The following is a 21,382-nucleotide window of genomic DNA, read 5'->3' on the forward strand; positions in this document are numbered from 1 at the left end:
CATCAAATGTCGAAATTGACCATATTGCGCATGACGAAAATACCGATCGACATCCAGACGGCAGAAACGCCCATGATCAGGTGGCCGCGGGGGTCGGTAAACAGGACCAGCATATATTCGGGCGAGGTGAGGTAGACGAGCGTTGCCACGATGAACGGCAGCGCGCCGATGATGACGGCGGACGCCTTCGCTTCCATCGAAAGCGCCTTCACCTTCGCCTTCATTTTCTTTCGATCGCGCAGAACCTTTGCCAGATTGCCGATGGCTTCCGAGAGGTTGCCGCCCGCCTGCGATTGGATCGCAATGACGATGGCAAAGAAGCTCACTTCCTGCAGCGGCATGTGATTTGTCATGCGTGCACAGGCATCCGGCACGCTGAGACCGACCTGTTGCGATTCAACGACGCGCCGAAATTCGCTCTTGACCGGGTCCTTGCCTTCGTTGGCGATGAGTCGGATAGCATCGTTCAACGGCAGGCCCGATTTGATTGAACGCACGATGACGTCGAGAGCGTTGGGGAACTCGTCGAGAAACTTGTTCTGGCGTCGCTTGATCAGGAAGCCGAGCACCCAGCGCGGCAGCCCAAGTCCGGCGACAATGGGCAGGCCCAAGACAACGACAACCGAGGCGTCGGCCAGGAAGGCCACGAACATCAGGATGAAGCCGAAGATGGCGCTGAACATGTAGAAGCGCCCCGGTGTGATCTTTAAACCTGCCTGCGTCAGTCGCGATTTCAGCGACAGCTTCTTCCTGGTATTCTCCTGCTGCCGCTTTTCGAGATCCTTCAGATTGTCCTGCACCGACTTGCGACGCTTCGACATTTCCTGAACGCGGTCGCGGGCTGCCTTGACGCTGGCTTTATCTGCTTCCGCTGAGGCGACACGGTTGACGCGGCTTGCCGATTTCTTTTCGGTTTCCATCCGGGTGAAAAGAACGCCATAGCAAACAGCGCCCGCCGCAACGGCGGCGAGCACGACAATAGCCAACACGACAGGATCGAACCCGAACATTTCACTAATCCTTGGACTTGGCTTCCATTTCGTCGAGCGCGGCAGCAAGGCGCTTCTCTTCATTGAAGTAGCGGGCGCGGTCCCAGAAATGCGGCTTGCCGATGCCGGTCGACTTATGCCGGCCGACTAGCCGGCCCGAGGCGTCTTCGCCCTCGATTTCGTAGCGCATCAGGTCCTGGGTGATGATGACGTCGCCTTCCATGCCGATCACTTCGGTGATCTGCGTGATGCGGCGCGAACCATCGCGCAGGCGGGCCGCCTGGACGATGATATCGATCGAACCGGAGATGATTTCGCGCACCGTCTTTGCCGGCAGCGTGAAACCACCCATGGCGATCATCGATTCGATACGGCTCAGGCATTCGCGCGGCGAGTTCGAGTGGATCGTGCCCATCGAGCCGTCATGACCCGTGTTCATTGCCTGCAGCAGGTCGAAAACCTCGGGTCCGCGCACTTCGCCGACGATGATGCGTTCTGGTCGCATACGCAGGCAGTTCTTGACGAGATCGCGCATGGTGATTTCGCCTTCGCCTTCAATGTTCGGCGGGCGTGTTTCCAGACGCACCACATGGGGCTGCTGCAGTTGCAGTTCGGCCGTGTCTTCGCAGGTGATGACGCGCTCATCCGTATCGATATAGCGGGTGAGACAATTCAGCAGCGTCGTCTTGCCGGAGCCCGTACCACCTGAAATGACGACGTTGCAGCGAACGCGACCGATGATCTGCAGCAGTGTCGCACCTTCCGGCGTGATCGCGCCGAAGCGAACGAGCTGTTCGAGGTTAAGCTTGTCCTTCTTGAACTTGCGGATTGTAAGTGCTGGTCCGTCGATGGCGAGCGGCGGCGCAATGACGTTGACACGCGAACCGTCGGGCAGACGGGCGTCGCAGATCGGGCTCGATTCATCGACGCGGCGGCCAACCTGGCTAACAATGCGCTGGCAGATTGAAAGCAGTTGCGAATTATCACGGAAGCGGATTTCGGACTCGATCGTCTTGCCGCCGACTTCGATGAAGGTTTGCCCGGCGCCGTTGACCATGATGTCGGCGATATCGTCTCGCGCCAGCAGCGGCTCGAGAGGACCATAACCAAGGACGTCGTTGCAGATGTCTTCGAGCAGTTCTTCCTGCTCGGAAATCGACATCGCGAAGTTCTTGATCGTGATAATGTCGTTGACGATGTCGCGGATTTCTTCGCGGGCGCTCTCACCGTCGAGCTTGGCAAGCTGCGAAAGGTCGATCGTGTCGATCAGCGCGGAGAAGACCTGCGCCTTTGTATCGTAATACTCGTCGGTGCGGGCAGGGCGCTTGCGCTGCGGCGTCTGCATCGGCGGCGGCGGAACCTGCTGGCGCGGCGGTTCGCGCTGGGGCTCGACGAGAACCGCAGGTGCAGACGGGGAGGGCTGTTGCACTGGCGGAGGCGGCGCGATTGTGCCGCCCGCCTTGCCAAATCCCTCGTTTCCGCGTTTTCCGAACATGCCTTATTCCAATCTACCCTTGCGGGCGTTACTTGCGCTTCAGCAGGCCGAGCAATCTACCTTTGCGCGCCTTTCTGACGGCAATCCGCCCAGTCACGATGTGTGATACCTGCGAAAATGTTTCCGCGGTTGGCGACTTCGCATCCATCTCCGAAATCATACGGCCGCTATTGGCCGCATTCCCGAAGAGGTTGGCGTCGAACGGGATGATGGCGATCGGATCGGTCTCCAGCGGCTCGCAGAAATCCGACGGGCTGATCTCCGGCCGTTTTGGCATGCCGACTTGATTGAGAATCAGATGCGGCATCTTGTCGTTGGGCCGCATCTTGCGCAGCGCGTCCATCATGTTCTTGGCGTTGCGGAGGTTGGCGAGGTCGGGGGAGGCGCAGATGACGACCTCATCGACGCTCGCGAGCACCGAACGCGTCCATTCCGACCAGGCATGCGGTACGTCGAGGACGGTAACAGGGGCATTGCGCTGCAATACCTCGAGAACGGGCTGGAACGCTTGTCCTTCAAAGTCATAGGCGCGATCGAGAAGGGAAGGGGCCGCAAGCAGCGACAGATGCTCGGAGCACTTGGTCAGCAGGCGATCGAGAAACACCTCATCCAGACGGTCAGGTGCATAGACCGCCTCGGCGATGCCCTGGGTCGGGTCCTGGTCGAAGTCGATATTGGCTGTGCCATAAGGCAGGTCGAGATCCGCGAGGATCGTTTCCGTCGAGAATAGGTTGGAAATACCGAAGGCGCAGTTGTGGGCGATTGTCGAGGAACCAACGCCGCCCTTGGCGCCGATGAAGGCGATGCTGCGGCCAAGCGGTTCCGCATCCGGGTCAACGAAGATCGTCGCCATCGCCATCATGATGTCAGGCATGGCAACAGGCTGGACCATATACTCGGAAATGCCGTTGCGGACGAGTTCGCGATAAAGCGCGATGTCGTTGTAATAGCCGACGATAATGACTTTGGTGGAAGGGTCGCATACCGAGGCAAGCGGCGCCAATTCGGTGAGCAGATTGCCGGCTCCGGCCTTGGTCTCGAGAATGATGAGATTTGGCGTCGGCGCCGACGCGAACATGTTCGCAGCGGCTGCGATGCCGCCGCTGGTGATCCGCAAGCCGACCTTAGACATGCGGCGGTCATGGCTGCAACGCTCCATGACCCGTTGCAATTCTTCGCTCTCGCAGAAGGCGTGCACCGATATGCGCGGAAGGGGACGCATGGTTTCGAGTTCGGCCATGCGCATGGCATCCTCGGCGTTCCGCAACTCGGTGGTATTCTTGATCTCGTATTCGACGGTGCTCATCTTCAATCCTACCGATCAGAAGCTGTCGGCGCTGCCGCTGACGTCCTCGATGTTGCTCGTGCGCTCACGGTATTCCTTGATCGCCGCGTTGCGCCGGGTCGCATCGATGGGGGTCATGCCGCGGGGCGCGATCAGGTCTTCAGGATTCGCTATTTGCGCGGCCAGATTATTCTGCGTTGCGCAGCCGAAGTTGTAATAATTCTGGTTGTTGAAATCGTTGATCATATCCCGCGGCCATTGTCCGCACTGCGAGGTCATCGCCGTCGTGCCGACGAAGGTCAGACGGATGGGAGCCGCGTCTCCGATGCCAGTGGCGGCATAGGTGCTGTTGACGATTTTGGAGCTGGCGACGCCGCGGGCCGAGAGCTCTGCGCGCACTTGGCCGCGGAGCTGCCGTGCTGCGGAGGAGTTGGGCGATCCTTCGGGGGTCAATAGGTAGACCGGTCCGGTCGCCCGCGACGTATAGTTCTGCGCAAAGCCGCGGATCATGTCGCGCTGGGCGATGTTTAGACGACGATCCGTCGAAGCGACCGGGATATCGACCGATTGCTCGGCTTCGGCAACCACGATCGGGTGACGCTGACGATAGTCGTCAGGAATGCCGCCGGTCGTCAGCTGGTCGTGGGAGGCGCAGCCGGAGAGCAGGGCGGTCGCCACTGTGATCGCGGTCAGCAGCGATTTCGAAAAGCGGTATTCATACGCAGTGTTCTGCTTGTGGGCCATCGGCTGATCTCTGTGTTGTGCCATCGCTGATCCTGCTGCGCTCATTTGTAGATGAACCCGATGGAGCCATGGAATTGAGCGTCGGCGACCGGCGTTTCGCGGCCGCCGTAAACCTTGTTGACGCGGTTGAGCAGGAAAGCCGCTGCGTCGTTTTCCGGGCTGAAGTTGTCGTCCGGACGGTTGAGTTCGTTGCGGGCAACCGGGCGGACGAGATAGGGCGTCGCGATGATGACCAGCTCGGTCTCGTTACGCTCCACCGTGCGCTGCCGGAATAAAGTGCCGAGTAGGGGAATCTTGTTGACGCCGGGCGTTCCGTTCGAGGTCTGCGCAACGTCGTCGCGGATCAGACCGGCGAGCGCGATCGAACCACCGGACGGAAGTTCAACCGATGTTTCAGCCGCGCGACGCTGGTAGGTCGGAGTCGAGCCGGAAACCGAAGGCGCTGGCTCCGATACGTTCGTCTTGATCTCCAAGCTGATGCGGCCGGAGGACAGAACCACCGGCTTGAAGGCGAGATTGATGCCATAATTGTACGGGACGATCGTCACGTTACCGTCGTTGTCCGTCGTGGAATAAAGCACTTGGCCGCCGGAGTTGAACGTTGCGGCCTGCCCGGAAATCGCTGTCAGCGTCGGTTCCGCGAGCGTCTTGACCACCTTCGCCTGCTCAAGAGCGCTCAGATAGGTCGAGATATCGTATTTTCCGATCGAGCTCTTGAAGAGTGCCGCAAGACCGCCGCCGATTGTCGCCGCTGCCCCGCTCGCGCTCGGAGAGCCGAGCTGCGCGACAGTCAGTCCGCCCGAGTTCGAAACCAGATTGTCGAAGCCGAGCTGCTTCAGTACTTCCCGACGAACTTCGGCGATAGTCACCTTCAACGTGACCTGATCTTCGCCCTGGATCTGCAAAAGGTTGACGACCTGCGAGGTTTGGCGGCCCTCAGCGAACAAGGCCACGGAGCCATCTCCACCTGAACTGGTGGCCGTTTCCGTACGCGTCGTCGCTTCGCCGCCCTTCAGGAAGACCTGGGCCAAATCAGCGGCCTGTGCGGCGTCCTGGGGCGTGCGAACCGTTCCGGTCAACACGATGTTGTCCGATACGATTTCCACCTTGATGTTGGAGTCCGGAATGAAGCGCCGGAGATTGGTTTCCAAGCCGGCGACGTCACGCTCGATTGCGATATCGAGGCTGACGATCTGCTGGCCATCGGCGCCGAAGATGAAGATGTTCGTTTGCCCGACGGTTTTGCCGAAGAGATAGATGCGGCGCGAGCTACGGGTGACCGCGTCCGCCATGGACGGGTCAGAAACGAGGATATCGTGAGCGTCGACCGGCAGGTCGACGACGATCGCCTTCTTCAAACCGAGCTTCAGACTGCGGTGTGCACCAGGTCCAGCCTGAGTGATGTTAACGATCCCATCTGAAACTGCGTATGCAGCTCTTGTAGCAAGAACGCCAGGTGCGGCGCCGGAGAGCCCGATTGCAAAAGACAAGCACCCTGCCATCAAGGGCTTCATGTGGCGCGTCAAACTGCCCATTCCCATTTCCTTTACTCGGCCTTCGGCGCGCTGGCGGCGTCTGTAACGATTGAGCCTGATTTGATGACCTGGACGATGGCACTGCCGTTGTCGCCGCTGAGGAGATAGTCCGCAGCGCTGGTATCCTGTTCCTGGGCATCGGCGACCGAGCGCAAGGCCAGTGACAGCCGGTCCGCCATCTGTTGCGCAACGGCCAGCACCTTGGTTTGGTCGGGCGTCAGTTCCAGTGTTGCGGTCGTGCCGACTACGGCTTTCGAGCCGTCTTCCTTTTCCTGAATCTGCTGGTCGATCGCCAGCACGCGGACGTTGCTGAGCACGGTCTCTGTCAGATACTTGTCCGCCTCCTTGGCCTTGCGAACCATGATGACGTCGACGCGGTCGTTCGGCAGGATGAAGCCGCCGGCACCCGTCGAAACCGAGATTTCGGTTGCGACCGCACGTTTTCCGGAAGGCAGGAGCGAAGACATGATGCGGCTGTTTGAGTCGGCGATCTTTTCCGCGCGGATCGGCTCGCCCTCGAAAATCGGAAAGCGGACGACGGCACCCTGCAGGTCTTTCAGGGCATCAGGCTTGTCCGCTTCGGTGATAAAGCCCTGGACGACGCCGCTCTGTGGCCACCCCATCCAGTGAACCGCCTTGTCATCCAATCGCGCGCCGACCGGAAGGTTGGCGCTGGAGACGAGCACACTGACGGTTGGCTCCTTTTCGACCACCGATTGAACTTGGGTGACAACGGAGCCGCGGCCCGCGAGCGTCATCGCCAGCACACCAGCAAGGCCGGCAGCAACGACAGCCACTCCAAGTATCAAAAGGCGGGCGGGTCTCATCGATCATTCCTCGGGGATTCGCGGTATTCACCCGAAGAATGGCTCACAATTGGTGTAATTATGGTTAATGAAAACCTTCGATCTTAAGTTAACGGAGGCTTAAATGACGCTATTTCAGGCCTTCTAATGCCGCAACAAAGATCGGTGAGGAGGGAAAGGCAATAAAGCCGCCCGCGGCGATAGCAATACCGTATGGGATTTTCTTGGCGAGAAGAATCGAACTCGGAACCGGTAGCCCGACCGCCAGGATAACATGGGCTTGTGTACGGATCAGGAGGATCAAAAGAGTGATGATGCCGCCGAAGACGCCGACATAAACCAGAAATTCAATAAGAGCCGGGCCAAAGCCGAACCAGAGGGCCGCCGCGGCGAGCAGCTTTGCGTCGCCGCCACCCATGATATTTAGGGCGAATAGGACAAAGCAGACGGCGAGAACTGCAAACGCAGCAACCAAGTGCGTCCCCAACACAATGAAGGGCATTCCTGTCGCTGTTGCGACTCCGAGGAACGTCACAGCGAGAATTACTGACGCACGGTTGGGGATCGTCATCGTGAACAGGTCCGAGAACGCAGCGATGGCAAGGCAGAGTGGGAAAATCACAAATACGACTGCCGAGATCATTCCGTTGAATCCCCATGAATAGAAAGGCTCACAGCGTTAACTGTGAGCCCGATTTTCACTTAGGCAAAGCGCGGTCTCGCCGCCGCCTTAAGCCGCTGATCAGGGAACGGCAGCCGGAGCCTTGGAGGCTGCCGAGTTCATGGTCACGGAAAGGTTGTTGAACAGAACGTTCAACTTGCCGCCGAGTGCACTGGCGCCGGTGATGAGGGCGACGGAGATCAGCGCTGCGATCAGGCCGTATTCAATTGCGGTCGCGCCGGATTCGTCCTTCAGAAAACGGCTAACAAGCTTGGTCATGGTAACTCCTACTCCAGTTGAGGTTCAGCACGTCCGCCAACTGTTGCCGTTGATCGGATTGCCACAATTTAGCCAACGCCTGTTTCCATCAACTTAAAGAGTTGGGTTACTGGTTCGTAAACACGACTAGACGATCTAGAGTGGTAAGTATTTTCTTTCCTGGTTACTTAGAATTTGACGAAAATCTAGCATGTCGCGCAGTAATCGACGCTTGTGATGTTCCAAAGATAATCTTGCGCGAACGCGCGAGGACCGGAAAGAGGCACTTCGCTAGCGAAAAGCTGTTTCTATCTGGTTCACAAAGCCGGCATCATGGACAAATTTGAATAGGTTTAAGGCTTCATTCACCAATTTTTCTCATCCTGTTCCGTGAAATCGCCGAAACCCGAAAGAGATCGAAAATGTCGCCGAGTGGCAAGAGGATCATTCCCGCCTGCTTTTTTGCCATCCTCGGCCTAGGTGGATCCGCGCTCGCTCAACAGGACATACTGCGCGTCTACATGGATCAAGCGCGTGTTTTGAAGCTCGACCGTCCGGTAAGCAAGGTGATTGTAGGCAACGCAAAGGTGGCGGACGCAACGGTCGCTGATTCCAAGACGATCGTCCTGACCGGGCGCAGTTTCGGAACGACCAACCTTGTGCTGCTGGATGCTGACGGTAACGCAATTCTGGATGAGAGCATCCTGGTATCGATCGACGAGGCAAACACGGTCCGCGTCTTCCGCCAGACGGAGCGCTCGGTTCTTTCCTGTACCCCAAATTGCGAACAGCACAGCCAGCAAGGCGCTGAAACCGCAGCGGCGGGCGAGTGACAGCCATCAAACGACATTTTCCGTTAAACTTCTGATCCGACCTGAAACGGAAAATCAACGATCACACCTTACAACAGTGTAGTCGTAGCTGTCCTCGGATGCATGCCATGAAGGAAACGGATAACGTAGCGGACGCGACCGCCCGCCTTCATCGGTGGAAGAGGCCGCGATTGACCGCATTTTCGCGCTCGCGTGACGGTGCAGCGGCGATCGAATTCGCTCTCCTGGCTATTCCCTATTTCATGGTTGTCTTTGCCATCATCGAGACGTTCGTCGCGTTCGCCGGCGAGCAATTGGTGTCCAATGCCGTCGATACGATGAGCAGAAAGATGCGGACAGGACAGATCACACCTGCAAACACGAATGCAACGGCATTCCGGACGGCGTTCTGCAATGAGATCGCAATTCTGATAACATGCTCTTCGACAGAAGTTGCGACGCCAAGCAAGCTGTTCATCGACGTGCAGAACTTCAGCACGTTTGCCGCCGTTCCCACGACGATACCGAGAACGTCCACCAGCACCTATGCAGATATCAAGACCTCTGACTTCAAGTACCTGCCTGGCGGATCGGGTACGATCAACATGGTCAGGGCCTACTACCGCTGGCAGATTATCACCGATCTGATCCGACCTTACATTAGCAGCGTCCGCCCCACCGACGGCTCCTCCTCCTATTTCCTGATCGTCGCCACGACAGCCTTCCAGAACGAGCAGTACTGATGGTAGCTCGTGGCGCGGTGATTCAACTTCACAGTCTCGCAAGACGCTTCATTCGGGATCGCCAAGGCGTGGGCGCGATCGAATTCGCCATCCTGTTCCCGATCCTAGTGATGCTGTACGTTGGCGCCTTTGAGATCACCGTTGGTCTCAGCATCAGCAAGCGCGCCAGTCGAGCGGCTGGGATGATCACCGACATCGTGACCCAACAAAAAAGCGTGACCAAGGTCTGGCTCACCGATATGCCGGCGGTCGCCACTGCGGCGTTCGTACCCTATGGCTCTACAGGTCTCGTGGTGAAGATCACTGGCATCGCGATCGACGGTACTGCAACCGCAAAGGTGGCATGGTCCTGGGCCCAGGATGGCAGCCGTCCTTACGCATTAAATTCTGCCACGACGATACCGACCGAGATGAAGAAGGCCAATACCTTTTTGGTCCGCACCGAACTCAGCGTTCCCTATAAGCTCTTCTTGTTCGCGCCCTATTTGGTGCCGAACGACAGCACGATCACCATCAGCCGCAGCTACCTCTATCTGCCGCGGGCGAGCCCGACTGTCACGTGTGGCGATTGCTGAGGTCCCAAGCTCGTTTGCCAAGCGCCCTCCACCGTTATAAGGCTTGAGCAGCAGCAGCCCGCACTACGCGGGCCGTCAATTTTTGTCGCTGGGTGGAGCATGGCGCGAGCCTTTCTTTTTGTTCTGGATTCATTTGGTGTCGGCGGCGCGCCCGATGCGACTGCCTATGGCGATGAGGGTGCCAACACGCTCGGACACATCGCGGAATTCTGCGCGGCCGGTGCCGGTGATCGCGAGGGATTGCGCTCCGGCCCCCTCAAGCTTCCGAATATGTCAGCCCTGGGTCTGGTCCATCTTGCCAAGGCCGCCTCGGGTCGCTTCCCGGCCGGGATGCCGGTGCCAGAAAAAACCTACGCTATGTTCGGTTCCGCCAGTGAAGTTTCCCGCGGCAAGGACACGCCATCGGGTCACTGGGAGATCGCTGGGACGCCGGTGACATTCGACTGGGGGTACTTTCCGACGGAAGGCGAAGCGTTTCCGGCGCAGCTCATCGAGGCGCTCTGCAGGGCGGCTGATGTTCCAGGAATTCTGGGCAACTGCCACGCCTCCGGCACCGACATCATTGCCCGCCACGGCGAAGAGCATATCCGGACCGGAAAGCTGATTTGCTACACCTCGTCAGACTCCGTCTTCCAGGTTGCCGCGCACGAGACACATTTCGGCCTCGACAGGCTGATGACCTTTTGCGCGATCGCGCGGGCGCTGCTCGACCAATACAATATCGGTCGCGTCATCGCTCGGCCATTCGTTGGGGAAACGGCCTCGAAGTTTCAGCGCACCGGAAACCGTCGCGATTTTTCGGTGCCGCCGCCGGAGCCGACGCTTCTCGATCGGCTTGTGAAGGAAGGCCGCAAGGTCCATGCCATTGGCAAGATCGGCGACATCTTTGCGCATAAGGGTGTATCCCGAGTGATCAAGGCGAACGGCAACGAGGCGTTGATGGACGCCAGCCTCACGGCCATGGATACTGCTGAAGATGGCGAGCTGGTCTTCACCAACTTTGTCGATTTCGACATGGTCTACGGCCACCGCCGGGACGTCGCGGGCTATGCCGCTGCGCTTGAAGCCTTCGACGCCAGGCTGCCCGAGGTCGGCGGCAAGCTGAAGCCCGGCGACCTTGTTATTCTGACCGCTGATCACGGTTGCGACCCGACATGGCGCGGAACAGATCATACGCGCGAACGCGTGCCGATCATTGCCTACGGACCTGGAATGCGATCTCGCGATATCGGCATTCGCACCACCTACGCCGACATTGGCGAGACGATCGCCCGCCACTTGCGGATTCCGCCGGGGGCACACGGGAGAAGTTTTCTATGACGTCGCATTTGAAGAAGGTCGAGCTGCACTGCCACCTGGAGGGTGCCGCGCCACCGGCGCTGACCTTGGCGCAGGCCCGGAAATACAACATCGACATCAGCGCGTATCTCGCGGATGGCGTCTATGTCTGGCATGACTTTGCGAGCTTCCTCGAGTGCTACGACAAGGTCTCCGAGGTCTACAAGACCGAGGAAGACTATGCGCTGCTGACCGAAACATATCTGAATGAGCTCGCGGGTATCGGCACCATCTACAGCGAGCTGATCGTCTCTCCTGATCACGGCAAGCGGATCGGGCTTGGCGCCGACGCCTACATCGAGGGCGTGTGCGAAGGCATCCGTCGTGCAAAGAGCAAAAGCGGCATCGAGGCACGCCTGATCGTCACTGGTGAGAGGCATTTCGGCCCGGAAAGTGTCATCGGCGCAGCCGAATATGCCGCCAAGGCGAAAAACCCGCTGATCTCCGGCTTCAATCTTGCTGGCGAGGAGCGGATGGGTCGGGTTGCCGACTATGCACGTGCTTTCGACATCGCCCGCGATTCAGGGCTCGGCCTTACCATCCATGCTGGTGAAGTCTGCGGCGCCTTCAGCGTTGCCGATGCGCTCGACGTTGTCAGGCCTTCGCGCATCGGACATGGCGTCCGTGCGATCGAGGACACGGATCTCGTCAAGCGGCTCGCCGATCTCGGAACCGTGCTGGAGGTTTGCCCCGGCTCGAATATTGCCCTGAAGGTCTTTCCGGACTTCACATCTCACCCTTTGCGAAAGCTCAAGGAGGCTGGTGTCCGCGTGACGATCAGTTCCGACGATCCGCCGTTCTTCCATACTTCGCTGGAGCGCGAGTACGAATTGGCCGCTGACGCCTTCGGCTTCAACGATGCCGCAATCAACGAGTTGACCCGAACCGGCATCGAAGCAGCCTTCGTCGATGAGCCAACGCGCCAGGCGCTGTTTGCCCGGATGTGATCCCCCAGCCCTGGGGATCAGCGTTGCAAAATGGCCTCCGCTCTTGCGGTGGAGGCAATTTCCATGAAAGAAACATCCGATAAGAACAACGATAGGAAGGGCTCTGGCCATGGACGGCGTAACGGTCATCGATCACCCGCTTGTGCAGCACAAACTCACGATCATGCGGCGCAAGGAGACATCGACCGGGAGTTTCCGCCGACTCCTGCGTGAAATCTCGACGCTGCTCTGCTACGAAGTGACCCGCGATCTGGAGCTCACGATGGAAACCATCGAGACACCGCTGCAGACAATGGAGTCGCCGATCCTCGAAGGCAAGAAGCTTGTCTTCGCCTCGATTTTGCGTGCCGGAAACGGCCTTCTTGAAGGCATGCTCGATCTCGTGCCGTCGGCGCGCGTTTCGCATATCGGCGTCTACCGTGACCATGAAACGCTGCAGCCCGTCGAATATTATTTCAAGGCGCCTGAAGATATCTCCGAGCGCTTGATCATCGTCGTTGACCCGATGCTTGCCACCGGCAATTCGTCGATCGCCGCGATCGATAAGCTGAAGGAGCGTGGCGCGCATAACATTCGCTTCCTCTGCCTTCTGGCCGCACCTGAGGGCATCAAGAACTTCCGCGACGCGCATCCCGACGTGCCGGTCTTCACGGCCTCGATCGACAGCCACCTGAACGAGAAGGGTTACATCATGCCTGGTCTCGGCGATGCGGGCGACCGCATGTACGGCACGAAGTAATTCGCAATTCGTTTACCAAGTTCATTGTTGCCTGTGGCCCGGACAAGTTTGCCGGGCCATTGGCCTTGCTGGCATTAGCAACTTATCAGCAATTATGGCGTAGAACCTGTAAGCATGGCCACGCATGACGCGGGGTTTATACAGGAAGGATTTCTGTCCCGATGCTCGTGCGTACCGTCATTTTTGCAAGCGTTGCCGCAGTGCTTGCGACGCAAATTCCATCCATCATGGAAAAGCGCGGCGGCGAAGTGGCTCTTTCGGCCAACTTCGTTACCGGCAGCGCCGATCAGGCGCCTGCCACGGCCGCCGCTGGCGGCACAATGCGGCTTCGAGCCGACGCCCAAGGGCATTACTCCGGAGACTTCAAGATCAACGGTCGACCGGTGCAGGGTCTGATCGATACGGGCGCAACCTATGTCGCTCTGAACGAGAGCTTCGCTCGGAGGCTTGGTTATACCGGCAACCAGCTGGATTTTCGCTATTCGGTCGACACCGCCAACGGGCAGACGAAGGCAGCGCATGTGACGCTTGATCGGGTGGAAATCGGCGGCATCCGCGTGCGGGAGGTGGAAGCTTTCGTGCTGAAGGATGACGCCCTTACCTCCACGCTCGTTGGCATGAGCTTCCTCAAGAAGCTTGCTTCCTATTCCGTTGCGGACGGATCGCTCAGCCTGAAGCAATAAACGGTGACCTACGGCGTCATGACGGATCTGTGTTTCTTGCTTGGTCGGCGGTCCGCGCACTCTCTCGCGTTCCGGAGACAATGATCTCCAGGACCTCATGCTCGTCCGTGTTCTTGACGTAGCGGTCGCCCACATACTCGCCGCGCTTGAGAACCATGACGCGATCGCCTACCGCAAAAATGTCGACCAGACGATGCGAGATAATGATCTGGGCAACGCCTTGCTTCTTCAGCTCCAGCATGGTTTCGAGCAGTCGTTCGGTCGCCATGACGGAAAGGTTGGCGGTCGGCTCGTCGAGAATCACGACTCGCGGTTCAAAAGAGATCGCGCGGGCAATCGCCACGGATTGCTGGCGGCCGCCCGACAGACTCTCGACCTTCTGATAGACGGAATTCACGTCGACCTTGAGACGCTTCAGTACGCTGTCCGCCTCGGCATACATCTTTCGCCGGTCGACGAAGGGCCCCCTGAGGGGCCAGCGGCCAAGGAAGATGTTCTGGCCGACATCCATGTTCCCGCAGAGCGCGAAGTCCTGGTAGATCATTTCGATTCCTGCTTCCCGACTCTCGTGCGGGCTCTTGAAGTACACCGGCTGTCCGGCAACCAGGATTTCGCCGGCATCGCGCTGGTAGGCGCCGGTCAGGATCTTCATCAGCGTCGACTTGCCAGCCGAATTGTCGCCAACCAGCCCGAGGATCTCGCCGGGAAAAAGCGCGAGATCGACTTTGCGGAGCGCTTGCACGGCTCCGAAGGCCTTCTCGATGCCCCGCATTTCCACGATGGGCCGTAGGGGCTCTGCGTCAGCCATGGATGCGTTCTCCGGTTGGCGCAGCTGTCGCGAAACGGGCCCGCAGTCGCGCGAAGAGATTGGCCTGCCGTACCCATATGTCGATCAGCACGGCGACGATAAGGATGAGCCCGATGAAAACATTGATCCAGTGTTGGGGCATGCTGAAGCCCTGGACATTGAGCTGTAGAAGCGCCCGGACGAGCGTGATCACGGCTGCACCTGCAAGCGAGCCGATCATCGTGCCGTAACCGCCAAAGATCGATCCACCGCCGATGATGACGGAGGCAATGGCGTCAAGCTCTCGGAATTGGCCGGCAACCGGGTTGAAGCTACGGAAGTAAGCGACGTTGATGATCCCGGCCATGGTGGAGCAGAGCGCTGCCAGCATCAGGGAGAGGAAGCGCACGCGGTTGGTGTTGATGCCGGCATAGGCGGCTGCGCGGACGTTGCCACCGGCAGCGCAGACCTTCAGTCCGAATGGTGTGTAGGCAAGTATGACGCCGGCGACGAGAGCGACGAGAAACATGAAGATCGTCTGGACACTGACGACCTCTGCCACCGCGCGAACGATTCCCGACGGCAGCGAAAAGCCGAAATGCAGGAGAACGTCGTTCACCTTGCGGCCAAGCAGGTTGTAGCCCTCCGGCCAGCCGGTCAGCTGCTGGCCTGCCACGAACCAGGCGGCAAGACCGCGGGCAATGTAGAACATGCCGAGTGTGGCGATGAACGCGGGCAGCTTGAAGCCGACCGTGACGACGGCGTTGACGAGGCCGGCAGCCGTCCCCGCCAGCAGACCCATCGCCACGGCTGTAAACGGATCGGCGCCCAGTACCTTCAGGAAATAGGCGGCGGTGCTGCCGGCAAGCGCAAGCACGGCGCCCACGGAGAGATCGATATCCCCGGCTGCAATGACGTAGGTGAGCCCGACGGTAATGAGTGCAAGTTCGGTATAGTTGAGCAGGATCGCGAAGGTGTTGGGCAAGTTCCACCAGTAGTCCGGCCTCAGCGCCAAGCCGGTCAGCCAGAGCACCACAGTCAGGATGATGGCCAGCGCGTCACGGCGCGCGAGGAACTTGCCGAGCCCCGTGGCCGAGAGAGCCATGTCGGTCGCCATCGCTCCTTTGGTCTGAACGCCTTCCAGTGCCACGCCGCCGGTTTCGTAGGCCGGCGGCGGCGGTCGACCGCGGAGCCAGGCCCAAAACCGAGTCGCGATCTGACGTCGAATGAGGAAGGGCTCGATAAGCACCGCCGTGACAAGGAGCAGGCCCAGGAAAACCAATACGGCCCCGGCGGGTAAGGTAAACCTCGCGCCGACGGCAACATTCTCGCCATCGATAACGACCGTGCGCGTGATCGGCCAGCCTTCACGCAACACCTTGTCGATCAACACAACGACTGCGGCGCCGAGGCAAGACCCGAATACCCGCCCACGCCCGCCGAGGATCGATGCGCCGCCAATGACGACCGAAGCGATAACGGTCAGTTCCCAGCTGACGCCGTAGAGGGGGGTGACACCCTTGTCCTGCGCCGCTGCCAGGAGCGCGGAAAGCGTCGCGCAAAGTGATGAGAGTAGGTAAGCGCGAATTCGCACCCACCGCGTGTTGATGCCGGCATAGGCCGCAGCCTGCTCGTTGCCGCCGGTCGCGAAGGTCTCATAGCCCCACCGGGTTTTAGCGAGCACATAGGCACCGACGACGGCGACGAGGAGGAAGACTGCGATCTGGTTGTTGAAACCGAGAGTATTTATCTCTCCGAGACGGAAGAAGAGCGGGTAGTCTTTCGCCTTGCTGGAATAGTAGATCGCCTGACCGTGCGTAAGCGCGAGAACGAAGCCGCGACCGATGAAAAGCATGGTCAGCGTTGCGATGAAGGCCGGCACTCTCAGGATCGTTACAAGGATGCCGTTGAGGAGGCCAATCACGGTACCGAGCAGCAAGCAGAAGATTGCGCACTCGATGACACCGAAATCGAGAGCATCAGACGCAAAGAGCCTGGCAAAAACCACGGCGATGAGGCCGTAGGTGGAACCGACCGAAAGATCGAGATCCTTGTTGGCGATAACAAAGGTCATTCCAACGGCGATGATCCCGACACGGGATGTATCGCGCAGCAGCGCCAGGAGGGCTTCCGCAGACCCAAAAAAAGCCGGATTAACAAGAGCTCCACCGAGATAGAGCAGGGCGAGAAAGATCAGCAGCCCCGCCTCCCAGCCGCCGACGAGCTGAGGTGGCGCACGGCCTAGCGATGTCGTCGTGGGCGCCATGGTATCCACCGATCAACCTTGCCGTCGCGATGCTGGGGGATTTTGCATCCCCCGCATCGATTTCCAGGCGTTCAGAATGGCTAGTTCTCGAAGCGCTTGCCGACTTTGGCGACGTTATCCTTCGTCACCAATTGGGCACGCGTGTCCAGGTTGGCGGCGGAAATGCCGCGATCGATCTGGAGGTAAAGCTGCATGACGGGCCAGAAGCCCTGCAGGAAGGGTTGCTGTCCCAGCGAGCCAGTGAGATTTCCAGCCGCGATCCCCTCTTGCTGTGCCGGGCCGAGATCGAAACCAAAGGCGCAGAACTTGCCGGTCTTCCCCATCTGTGCGACCGCCTTCACGAGCGGCGGCGTGAAGACATTGTTGGCTGTAAACGCACCGACTGCGTCACCACGCGACTCAAATAGCGAAACAAGCGCGTTGACGGGGTCGTTCGGATTCGTGTCGATGCCAACATTCTCCGGCCCGGCATCCACCTTGAACGCGTCAAGCTTGCCGGCATCCTTCAGCGTCTTGACGATTGCGTTGAAGGCGGCGGTCACGCGATTATTGACCTCGATGTTGCCCATCGCGGTCGACGACGGCAGGAGAATCGAGCCGCTGGTCGCGCCGCTATCAAGCACGCACTTGGCAAGCGCCTCGCCTCCGATGGCTGCGGCTGACGCGTCCTGGCCGGTATGGCTTATGCCACTGCGGTTCAAGATGGTTGCGTCGAACGAGTTGGTTGTGGCGATGGGAATGCCGGCCTTCTCGGCGGCCTTGACGATGTCGTTGTAGGCACCGACTTGCGGCGTCGTCATGATGATGCCGTCGATTGTCGGGTCCTGGACAATCTGGTTCAGGATCTCGATTTCGCGCGCCGGATCGTCAACTGGTGATTCCGAGCCGAGTAACAGGATCTTGGCACCGATCATGTTGCCGGCAACGGTTGCGCCGACGTAAACGGGGTCAAAAAAGCCATTGCCTGCCGTATGCGTCACAATCGCGAAGGTCAAATGACCGTCAGCCGAATGAAAATCTTTCGTGCCGGACGCTTCCTTGGCGGCCTCGACAAAATCATAGCCGCCTACCGCTTTCTCAACGCCGCCCGACTGCGCAAATGCATGTGTAACGCCCAGCGACAGTACCGCAGCCGACGCTGCGTACAGCAAAGTCCGCCTCATGATTAGTCCTCCCTTGAGCCGAGGGAGAAAGTCGTTCGGGCGCAAATTATGGAGAGTGAAGGCCCGAGGGCTTCCTCCCATGCGCTAATATTCTGCGCAATTTCAATGCAAGTAAACGGCGAACTCATCGTAAGGGCGAATTTATACGCCGCATAAGCATCTCATGGTTGCTTTGCTGGCAAATAGCCGCCGAAGTCGTGTTTCAGGCTTCCGAAAAGGGCGTAGCGCGCCAGTCGTGCCTCCTGTTCCGCAGTTGAGTGCGTCCGCCTCAGGCAATAGCCGCAATGCGCTCGCAAACGACATCAGGGATGGCGGGATGACGCTCGCCGATCCTGTAGTTGGCAGCCAGCGCGGCGACTGACGCGTCTGCGGCATCCTCGTTGGCTGCATGTACCAGCGCAATCGGATCGCCCTGTTCGACACGGGTGCCAAGCGGCAAAATGTCGGATACACCGACCCGGTGATCGATCCTGTCCTCGGGATGCCGTCGTCCGCCCCCGAGGTCGACGACGGTCATGCCGATCTCACGAACGTCGCAGCCGGAGAGCCAACCGGATTGAGTCGCGAGAACCGCCTTGGTTACCGGCGCGTGGACAAGGTATTTGTCCGACTCTTCCAGGAGGTCTGAGGGGCCGCCGAGCAGGCGCACCATGCGGGCAAAGCATTCGGCGGCCCTACCCGACGAAACGGCGTCAGCGGCTCGCGTTTCGCCATCCTGCACTGAGGAGGCCACGCCTGATTCCATCAGCATCTCGGCCGCAAACGCCAGAACGGCAGCCTCCAGCCGGGTGTTCTTCTTCCTGCCTGCCAGAAAATCCAGGCAGTTGCGGATCTCCACGGCGTTTCCTGCCGCATCCGCCAACGGCTGGTTCATGTCGGTGATCAGCGCCGACGTCCGCACCCCCGCGCTGTTGGCGACATCGACGAGCGCGCGTGCCAGCATCTCTGCGTCTTTCGGCTCGGCCATGAAGGCGCCGGTGCCGACCTTGACGTCGAGCACCAAGGTCTGCAGTCCGGCCGCGAGCTTCTTTGAAAGGATTGAGGCAGTGATGAGAGGGATCGAGTCGACCGTCGCCGTCACATCCCTGATGGCATAGAGCTTGCCATCGGCGGGAGCAAGCGCGCCAGTCTGACCGATGATGGCGCAGCCGACATCCTTCACGACCTTGCGGAAAACCGTTGCATCAGGCGTGATGGTGTAGCCGGGAATGCTCTCGAGCTTGTCCAGGGTGCCGCCGGTGTGGCCGAGGCCACGACCCGATATCATCGGGACGGCCAGGCCGCATGCGGCCGCGATCGGCGCCAGCATCAGCGAAACATTGTCGCCGACGCCGCCTGTCGAGTGCTTGTCGGCGATCGGCCGGTCGATGTCTGTCCAGCTCAGCGTGTCGCCCGAACGCGCCATGGCCAGCGTCAGCGCCACCACCTCCTCGCGCGACATGCCCCTGAACCAGACCGCCATGGCGAAGGCGCCGATCTGCCCCTCGGAGAGCTGACCGGAAGCAAGCGCGGCGATGAACGATTGGATGTCTTCTGTGGAAAGCGTTCCGCCGTTTCGCTTCTGGCGGATGATCTCCTGAGGGATCATTTCAATAGCTCGATGCAGCGGCAGGCGCGGACTGCGTGCCGCTGAGAACGGCAAGAATGTCGTCGAGCAGTCCGGATGCGCCAAAACGGAAGGTGGATGGCATCGGCCAATCGGGTGCCAGGATCGTTTCTGCGAGGCTCAGATAGAGCGCCGCGTCGGCCACCGACCCGATACCACCCGCCGGTTTGAAGCCGACCTTTCGACCACTTTGGCGAATGACCCGAAGCATGATGTCAGCTGCTTCGAGCGTCGCATTGACGGCGACCTTGCCGGTCGACGTCTTGATGAAGTCGGCACCCGCGTCGACGGCGAGTTCGGCGGCGCGACGGATCAGCGCCGCATCCTTGATTTCGCCGGTTTCGAGAATGACCTTCAGCAGGATCGGATCCTTGCACTCGGCGCGGATGGCCGTCACCATGTCGGTAACGGCCTTGCCGCTACCCGTCATGAACTTGCGATAGGGAATGACGAGGTCGATTTCATCGGCGCCGTCGGCAATCGCCTCGCGCGTTTCGGCGGCAACGTCGGCGATTTCCATTTCGCCCGATGGGAAGTTGACCACGGTTGCGATCCGCACCGGATGAGCGGTGCCGAGTTGGGCGCGTGCGCGGGCAACGAAGCGCGGCCAAATGCAGATCGCTGCCGTGTTGCCATAAGGGGTCTGCGCCCGGGCGCACAGCGCGTCGATCTGAGCCTCGGTGCAATCATCCTTGAGGTTGGTGAGATCGAGGAGAGAGAGGGCGACAGCGGCGGTCTCCTTGCTGGAATGAGTGGTCATTGTTCGCTTTCTCCTGCAATCATCTCTCTTAGGATGGCGGCGAGGCGGGAGCCGCCGATCGGAGCCATATCCTTGGTCTCCTCATGGCTCAGTTCACCACCGGTCATGCCCGCTCCATAGTTGGTGATTACCGACGCCGCTGCAACCCTTAAGCCCAGCATTCGCGCGATAATGACCTCCGGCACGGTCGACATCCCAACCGCATCCGCGCCGAGGATACGGGCCATGCGGATTTCAGCCGGTGTCTCGAAGCTTGGGCCGGAAAACCACATGTAGACGCCCTGTGCCAAGGGGATGCCGAGTTTCTCGGCGGCCTTGCGCATCTTGTCGGCAAGGCTGGCATCATAGGCGCTCGTCATGCCGACAAAACGGCGATCGCTTTCCTCGCCGATCAGCGGGTTCATGCCAGAATAGTTGATGTGATCGCTAATCTGCATGACCGAACCGGGCGGCATGTCGTCTTGTAGCGATCCCGCGGAATTGGTCAGGATCAGGGTCTCGATGCCAAGACCCTTGAGAACTTCGATGGGCAGCCTCATCGCGCCGGCATCGCCCTTCTCATAGAAGTGCACGCGACCGGACAGCATGACAACCGGCACACCGCCAAGCGAACCGGCAACCACTTCTCCGGCATGACCCGAAACCGCGCTGACCGGGAAGCCCGGCAAGTCGCGGTATGGAATCCGTTGCGCGTCCGTCACCTCGCCGACAAGCGAACCGAGACCGGAGCCAAGCACGATACCGTAGCGCGGCGAAAGGCCGCCGAGCCTTCCGGCAAGCACGTCGAGCGCGCCGCTCATCCGAGTTCAGTCTCGAAGCTGAACGGCAGAAGTTCGTCCATGGTCATCGTCCTCTGCACGCCGACCTCATCGCAGAGGTAGATCTTCGTGTCCTTGGAGGCGAACTCCGAGATCTTCTGCCGACAGCCGCCGCAGGGTGGGCAAAGCGGCAGCTTTTCGGCGATGACAGCCATTTCGACGATCTTCTTCGCGCCGCCCATGATCATGGCGCTGATGGCCGTCGGTTCCGCGCACCAACCTTGAGGGAAAGACAAGTTCTCGATGTTGGCGCCGGTATAGACCTTTCCGTCCTCAGCGCGAATAGCCGCGCCGACCGGGAACTTCGAATAGGGAGCATGAGCGAAAGCCATGGCGCCGCGAGCGGCCTCGAAAAGATCGTGGGACATGTTC

21 protein-coding genes and 1 pseudogene are annotated in these 21,382 nt (G+C 59.7%); 7 read left to right on the forward strand and 15 right to left on the reverse strand.

Annotated features, from left to right (window positions below; translation table 11 throughout):
* Positions 1–2: 2 nt before the first annotated feature.
* The 8 genes from FHT76_RS23430 to FHT76_RS23465 form a co-directional block, all read right to left on the reverse strand.
* Entirely contained in the window at positions 3–1,010 is a 1,008-nt protein-coding gene (locus tag FHT76_RS23430; RefSeq protein ID WP_183863341.1) for a type II secretion system F family protein, read from the reverse strand.
* A gap of 4 nt (positions 1,011–1,014) precedes the next feature.
* On the reverse strand, positions 1,015–2,484 hold the full coding sequence (locus FHT76_RS23435; protein WP_183863343.1) for a CpaF family protein: 1,470 nt from the start codon (positions 2,482–2,484) through the stop codon (positions 1,015–1,017).
* 28 nt (positions 2,485–2,512) lie between these two features.
* Positions 2,513–3,790, reverse strand: coding sequence for a CpaE family protein (locus FHT76_RS23440; protein WP_183753659.1), 1,278 nt, complete (start codon positions 3,788–3,790; stop codon positions 2,513–2,515).
* Between the two features lie 15 nt (positions 3,791–3,805).
* Complete coding sequence (locus tag FHT76_RS23445; protein ID WP_405049253.1) at positions 3,806–4,537, reverse strand: CpaD family pilus assembly protein; 732 nt, start codon at positions 4,535–4,537, stop codon at positions 3,806–3,808.
* 17 nt (positions 4,538–4,554) lie between these two features.
* Positions 4,555–6,048: a type II and III secretion system protein family protein gene (locus FHT76_RS23450; RefSeq protein WP_183753655.1), complete on the reverse strand. Its 1,494-nt coding sequence runs from the start codon at positions 6,046–6,048 to the stop codon at positions 4,555–4,557.
* 11 nt (positions 6,049–6,059) lie between these two features.
* Positions 6,060–6,875 carry a Flp pilus assembly protein CpaB gene (cpaB, locus tag FHT76_RS23455; protein ID WP_183863345.1) on the reverse strand — a complete coding sequence of 272 codons (816 nt, stop codon included), beginning with the start codon at positions 6,873–6,875 and terminating at the stop codon, positions 6,060–6,062.
* A gap of 109 nt (positions 6,876–6,984) precedes the next feature.
* A complete protein-coding gene (locus FHT76_RS23460) occupies positions 6,985–7,497 on the reverse strand; it encodes a prepilin peptidase (protein ID WP_183863347.1) in 513 nt (170 codons plus the stop codon).
* Between the two features lie 99 nt (positions 7,498–7,596).
* Positions 7,597–7,794: a Flp family type IVb pilin gene (locus tag FHT76_RS23465; RefSeq protein ID WP_183863349.1), complete on the reverse strand. Its 198-nt coding sequence runs from the start codon at positions 7,792–7,794 to the stop codon at positions 7,597–7,599.
* A gap of 401 nt (positions 7,795–8,195) precedes the next feature.
* On the opposite strand from FHT76_RS23465, the gene FHT76_RS23470 reads away from it, so the two are divergent.
* The 7 genes and pseudogenes from FHT76_RS23470 to FHT76_RS23500 all read left to right on the forward strand — a co-directional run bounded on the left by FHT76_RS23470 (position 8,196) and on the right by FHT76_RS23500 (position 13,610).
* On the forward strand, positions 8,196–8,606 hold the full coding sequence (locus FHT76_RS23470) for a pilus assembly protein N-terminal domain-containing protein (protein ID WP_183863351.1): 411 nt from the start codon (positions 8,196–8,198) through the stop codon (positions 8,604–8,606).
* A gap of 107 nt (positions 8,607–8,713) precedes the next feature.
* Complete coding sequence (locus FHT76_RS23475) at positions 8,714–9,328, forward strand: TadE/TadG family type IV pilus assembly protein (RefSeq protein ID WP_183753649.1); 615 nt, start codon at positions 8,714–8,716, stop codon at positions 9,326–9,328.
* Entirely contained in the window at positions 9,328–9,903 is a 576-nt protein-coding gene (locus FHT76_RS23480; protein ID WP_183753647.1) for a TadE/TadG family type IV pilus assembly protein, read from the forward strand. Before FHT76_RS23475 ends, FHT76_RS23480 begins: the two co-directional genes overlap by 1 nt.
* A gap of 99 nt (positions 9,904–10,002) precedes the next feature.
* Positions 10,003–11,223, forward strand: coding sequence for a phosphopentomutase (locus tag FHT76_RS23485; RefSeq protein ID WP_183863353.1), 1,221 nt, complete (start codon positions 10,003–10,005; stop codon positions 11,221–11,223).
* Positions 11,220–12,188, forward strand: a complete 969-nt coding sequence (locus FHT76_RS23490) for an adenosine deaminase (RefSeq protein ID WP_183863355.1) — start codon at positions 11,220–11,222, stop codon at positions 12,186–12,188. The genes FHT76_RS23485 and FHT76_RS23490 overlap by 4 nt, the downstream gene beginning before the upstream one ends.
* Positions 12,189–12,297: 109 nt before the next feature.
* Complete coding sequence (gene upp / locus FHT76_RS23495) at positions 12,298–12,927, forward strand: uracil phosphoribosyltransferase (protein WP_016552306.1); 630 nt, start codon at positions 12,298–12,300, stop codon at positions 12,925–12,927.
* 124 nt (positions 12,928–13,051) lie between these two features.
* Positions 13,052–13,610 (forward strand): annotated as a pseudogene (locus tag FHT76_RS23500) (TIGR02281 family clan AA aspartic protease).
* Positions 13,611–13,626: 16 nt separating this feature from the next.
* Here FHT76_RS23500 and FHT76_RS23505 read toward each other — a convergent pair.
* From FHT76_RS23505 to FHT76_RS23535, 7 genes are all read right to left on the reverse strand, one after another.
* Entirely contained in the window at positions 13,627–14,418 is a 792-nt protein-coding gene (locus tag FHT76_RS23505) for an ATP-binding cassette domain-containing protein (protein ID WP_183753639.1), read from the reverse strand.
* A complete protein-coding gene (locus tag FHT76_RS23510; RefSeq protein ID WP_259126366.1) occupies positions 14,411–16,663 on the reverse strand; it encodes an ABC transporter permease in 2,253 nt (750 codons plus the stop codon). The genes FHT76_RS23505 and FHT76_RS23510 overlap by 8 nt, the downstream gene beginning before the upstream one ends.
* 80 nt (positions 16,664–16,743) lie before the next feature.
* Positions 16,744–17,826, reverse strand: a complete 1,083-nt coding sequence (locus tag FHT76_RS23515) for a substrate-binding domain-containing protein (RefSeq protein WP_183753635.1) — start codon at positions 17,824–17,826, stop codon at positions 16,744–16,746.
* Between the two features lie 268 nt (positions 17,827–18,094).
* Positions 18,095–19,414: a thymidine phosphorylase gene (deoA, locus tag FHT76_RS23520; protein WP_183863361.1), complete on the reverse strand. Its 1,320-nt coding sequence runs from the start codon at positions 19,412–19,414 to the stop codon at positions 18,095–18,097.
* Position 19,415: 1 nt separating this feature from the next.
* Positions 19,416–20,192 carry a deoxyribose-phosphate aldolase gene (gene deoC, locus FHT76_RS23525; protein ID WP_183753631.1) on the reverse strand — a complete coding sequence of 259 codons (777 nt, stop codon included), beginning with the start codon at positions 20,190–20,192 and terminating at the stop codon, positions 19,416–19,418.
* Complete coding sequence (locus tag FHT76_RS23530) at positions 20,189–20,992, reverse strand: purine-nucleoside phosphorylase (protein ID WP_183863363.1); 804 nt, start codon at positions 20,990–20,992, stop codon at positions 20,189–20,191. The genes deoC and FHT76_RS23530 overlap by 4 nt, the downstream gene beginning before the upstream one ends.
* A complete protein-coding gene (locus FHT76_RS23535) occupies positions 20,989–21,378 on the reverse strand; it encodes a cytidine deaminase (protein WP_183863365.1) in 390 nt (129 codons plus the stop codon). Before FHT76_RS23535 ends, FHT76_RS23530 begins: the two co-directional genes overlap by 4 nt.
* Positions 21,379–21,382: the final 4 nt, after the last annotated feature.

This window comes from Rhizobium sp. BK176 (assembly GCF_024808055.1).

Coding starts and splice junctions, on each gene's coding strand:
- FHT76_RS23430 (WP_183863341.1), bottom strand. CDS start 1,010: ATGTTCGGGTTCGATCCTGTCGTGTTGGCTATTGTCGTGCTCGCCGCC.
- FHT76_RS23435 (WP_183863343.1), bottom strand. CDS start 2,484: ATGTTCGGAAAACGCGGAAACGAGGGATTTGGCAAGGCGGGCGGCACA.
- FHT76_RS23440 (WP_183753659.1), bottom strand. CDS start 3,790: ATGAGCACCGTCGAATACGAGATCAAGAATACCACCGAGTTGCGGAAC.
- FHT76_RS23445 (WP_405049253.1), bottom strand. CDS start 4,537: ATGGCACAACACAGAGATCAGCCGATGGCCCACAAGCAGAACACTGCG.
- FHT76_RS23450 (WP_183753655.1), bottom strand. CDS start 6,048: ATGGGCAGTTTGACGCGCCACATGAAGCCCTTGATGGCAGGGTGCTTG.
- cpaB (WP_183863345.1), bottom strand. CDS start 6,875: ATGAGACCCGCCCGCCTTTTGATACTTGGAGTGGCTGTCGTTGCTGCC.
- FHT76_RS23460 (WP_183863347.1), bottom strand. CDS start 7,497: ATGATCTCGGCAGTCGTATTTGTGATTTTCCCACTCTGCCTTGCCATC.
- FHT76_RS23465 (WP_183863349.1), bottom strand. CDS start 7,794: ATGACCAAGCTTGTTAGCCGTTTTCTGAAGGACGAATCCGGCGCGACC.
- FHT76_RS23470 (WP_183863351.1), top strand. CDS start 8,196: ATGTCGCCGAGTGGCAAGAGGATCATTCCCGCCTGCTTTTTTGCCATC.
- FHT76_RS23475 (WP_183753649.1), top strand. CDS start 8,714: ATGAAGGAAACGGATAACGTAGCGGACGCGACCGCCCGCCTTCATCGG.
- FHT76_RS23480 (WP_183753647.1), top strand. CDS start 9,328: ATGGTAGCTCGTGGCGCGGTGATTCAACTTCACAGTCTCGCAAGACGC.
- FHT76_RS23485 (WP_183863353.1), top strand. CDS start 10,003: ATGGCGCGAGCCTTTCTTTTTGTTCTGGATTCATTTGGTGTCGGCGGC.
- FHT76_RS23490 (WP_183863355.1), top strand. CDS start 11,220: ATGACGTCGCATTTGAAGAAGGTCGAGCTGCACTGCCACCTGGAGGGT.
- upp (WP_016552306.1), top strand. CDS start 12,298: ATGGACGGCGTAACGGTCATCGATCACCCGCTTGTGCAGCACAAACTC.
- FHT76_RS23505 (WP_183753639.1), bottom strand. CDS start 14,418: ATGGCTGACGCAGAGCCCCTACGGCCCATCGTGGAAATGCGGGGCATC.
- FHT76_RS23510 (WP_259126366.1), bottom strand. CDS start 16,663: ATGGCGCCCACGACGACATCGCTAGGCCGTGCGCCACCTCAGCTCGTC.
- FHT76_RS23515 (WP_183753635.1), bottom strand. CDS start 17,826: ATGAGGCGGACTTTGCTGTACGCAGCGTCGGCTGCGGTACTGTCGCTG.
- deoA (WP_183863361.1), bottom strand. CDS start 19,414: ATGATCCCTCAGGAGATCATCCGCCAGAAGCGAAACGGCGGAACGCTT.
- deoC (WP_183753631.1), bottom strand. CDS start 20,192: ATGACCACTCATTCCAGCAAGGAGACCGCCGCTGTCGCCCTCTCTCTC.
- FHT76_RS23530 (WP_183863363.1), bottom strand. CDS start 20,992: ATGAGCGGCGCGCTCGACGTGCTTGCCGGAAGGCTCGGCGGCCTTTCG.
- FHT76_RS23535 (WP_183863365.1), bottom strand. CDS start 21,378: ATGTCCCACGATCTTTTCGAGGCCGCTCGCGGCGCCATGGCTTTCGCT.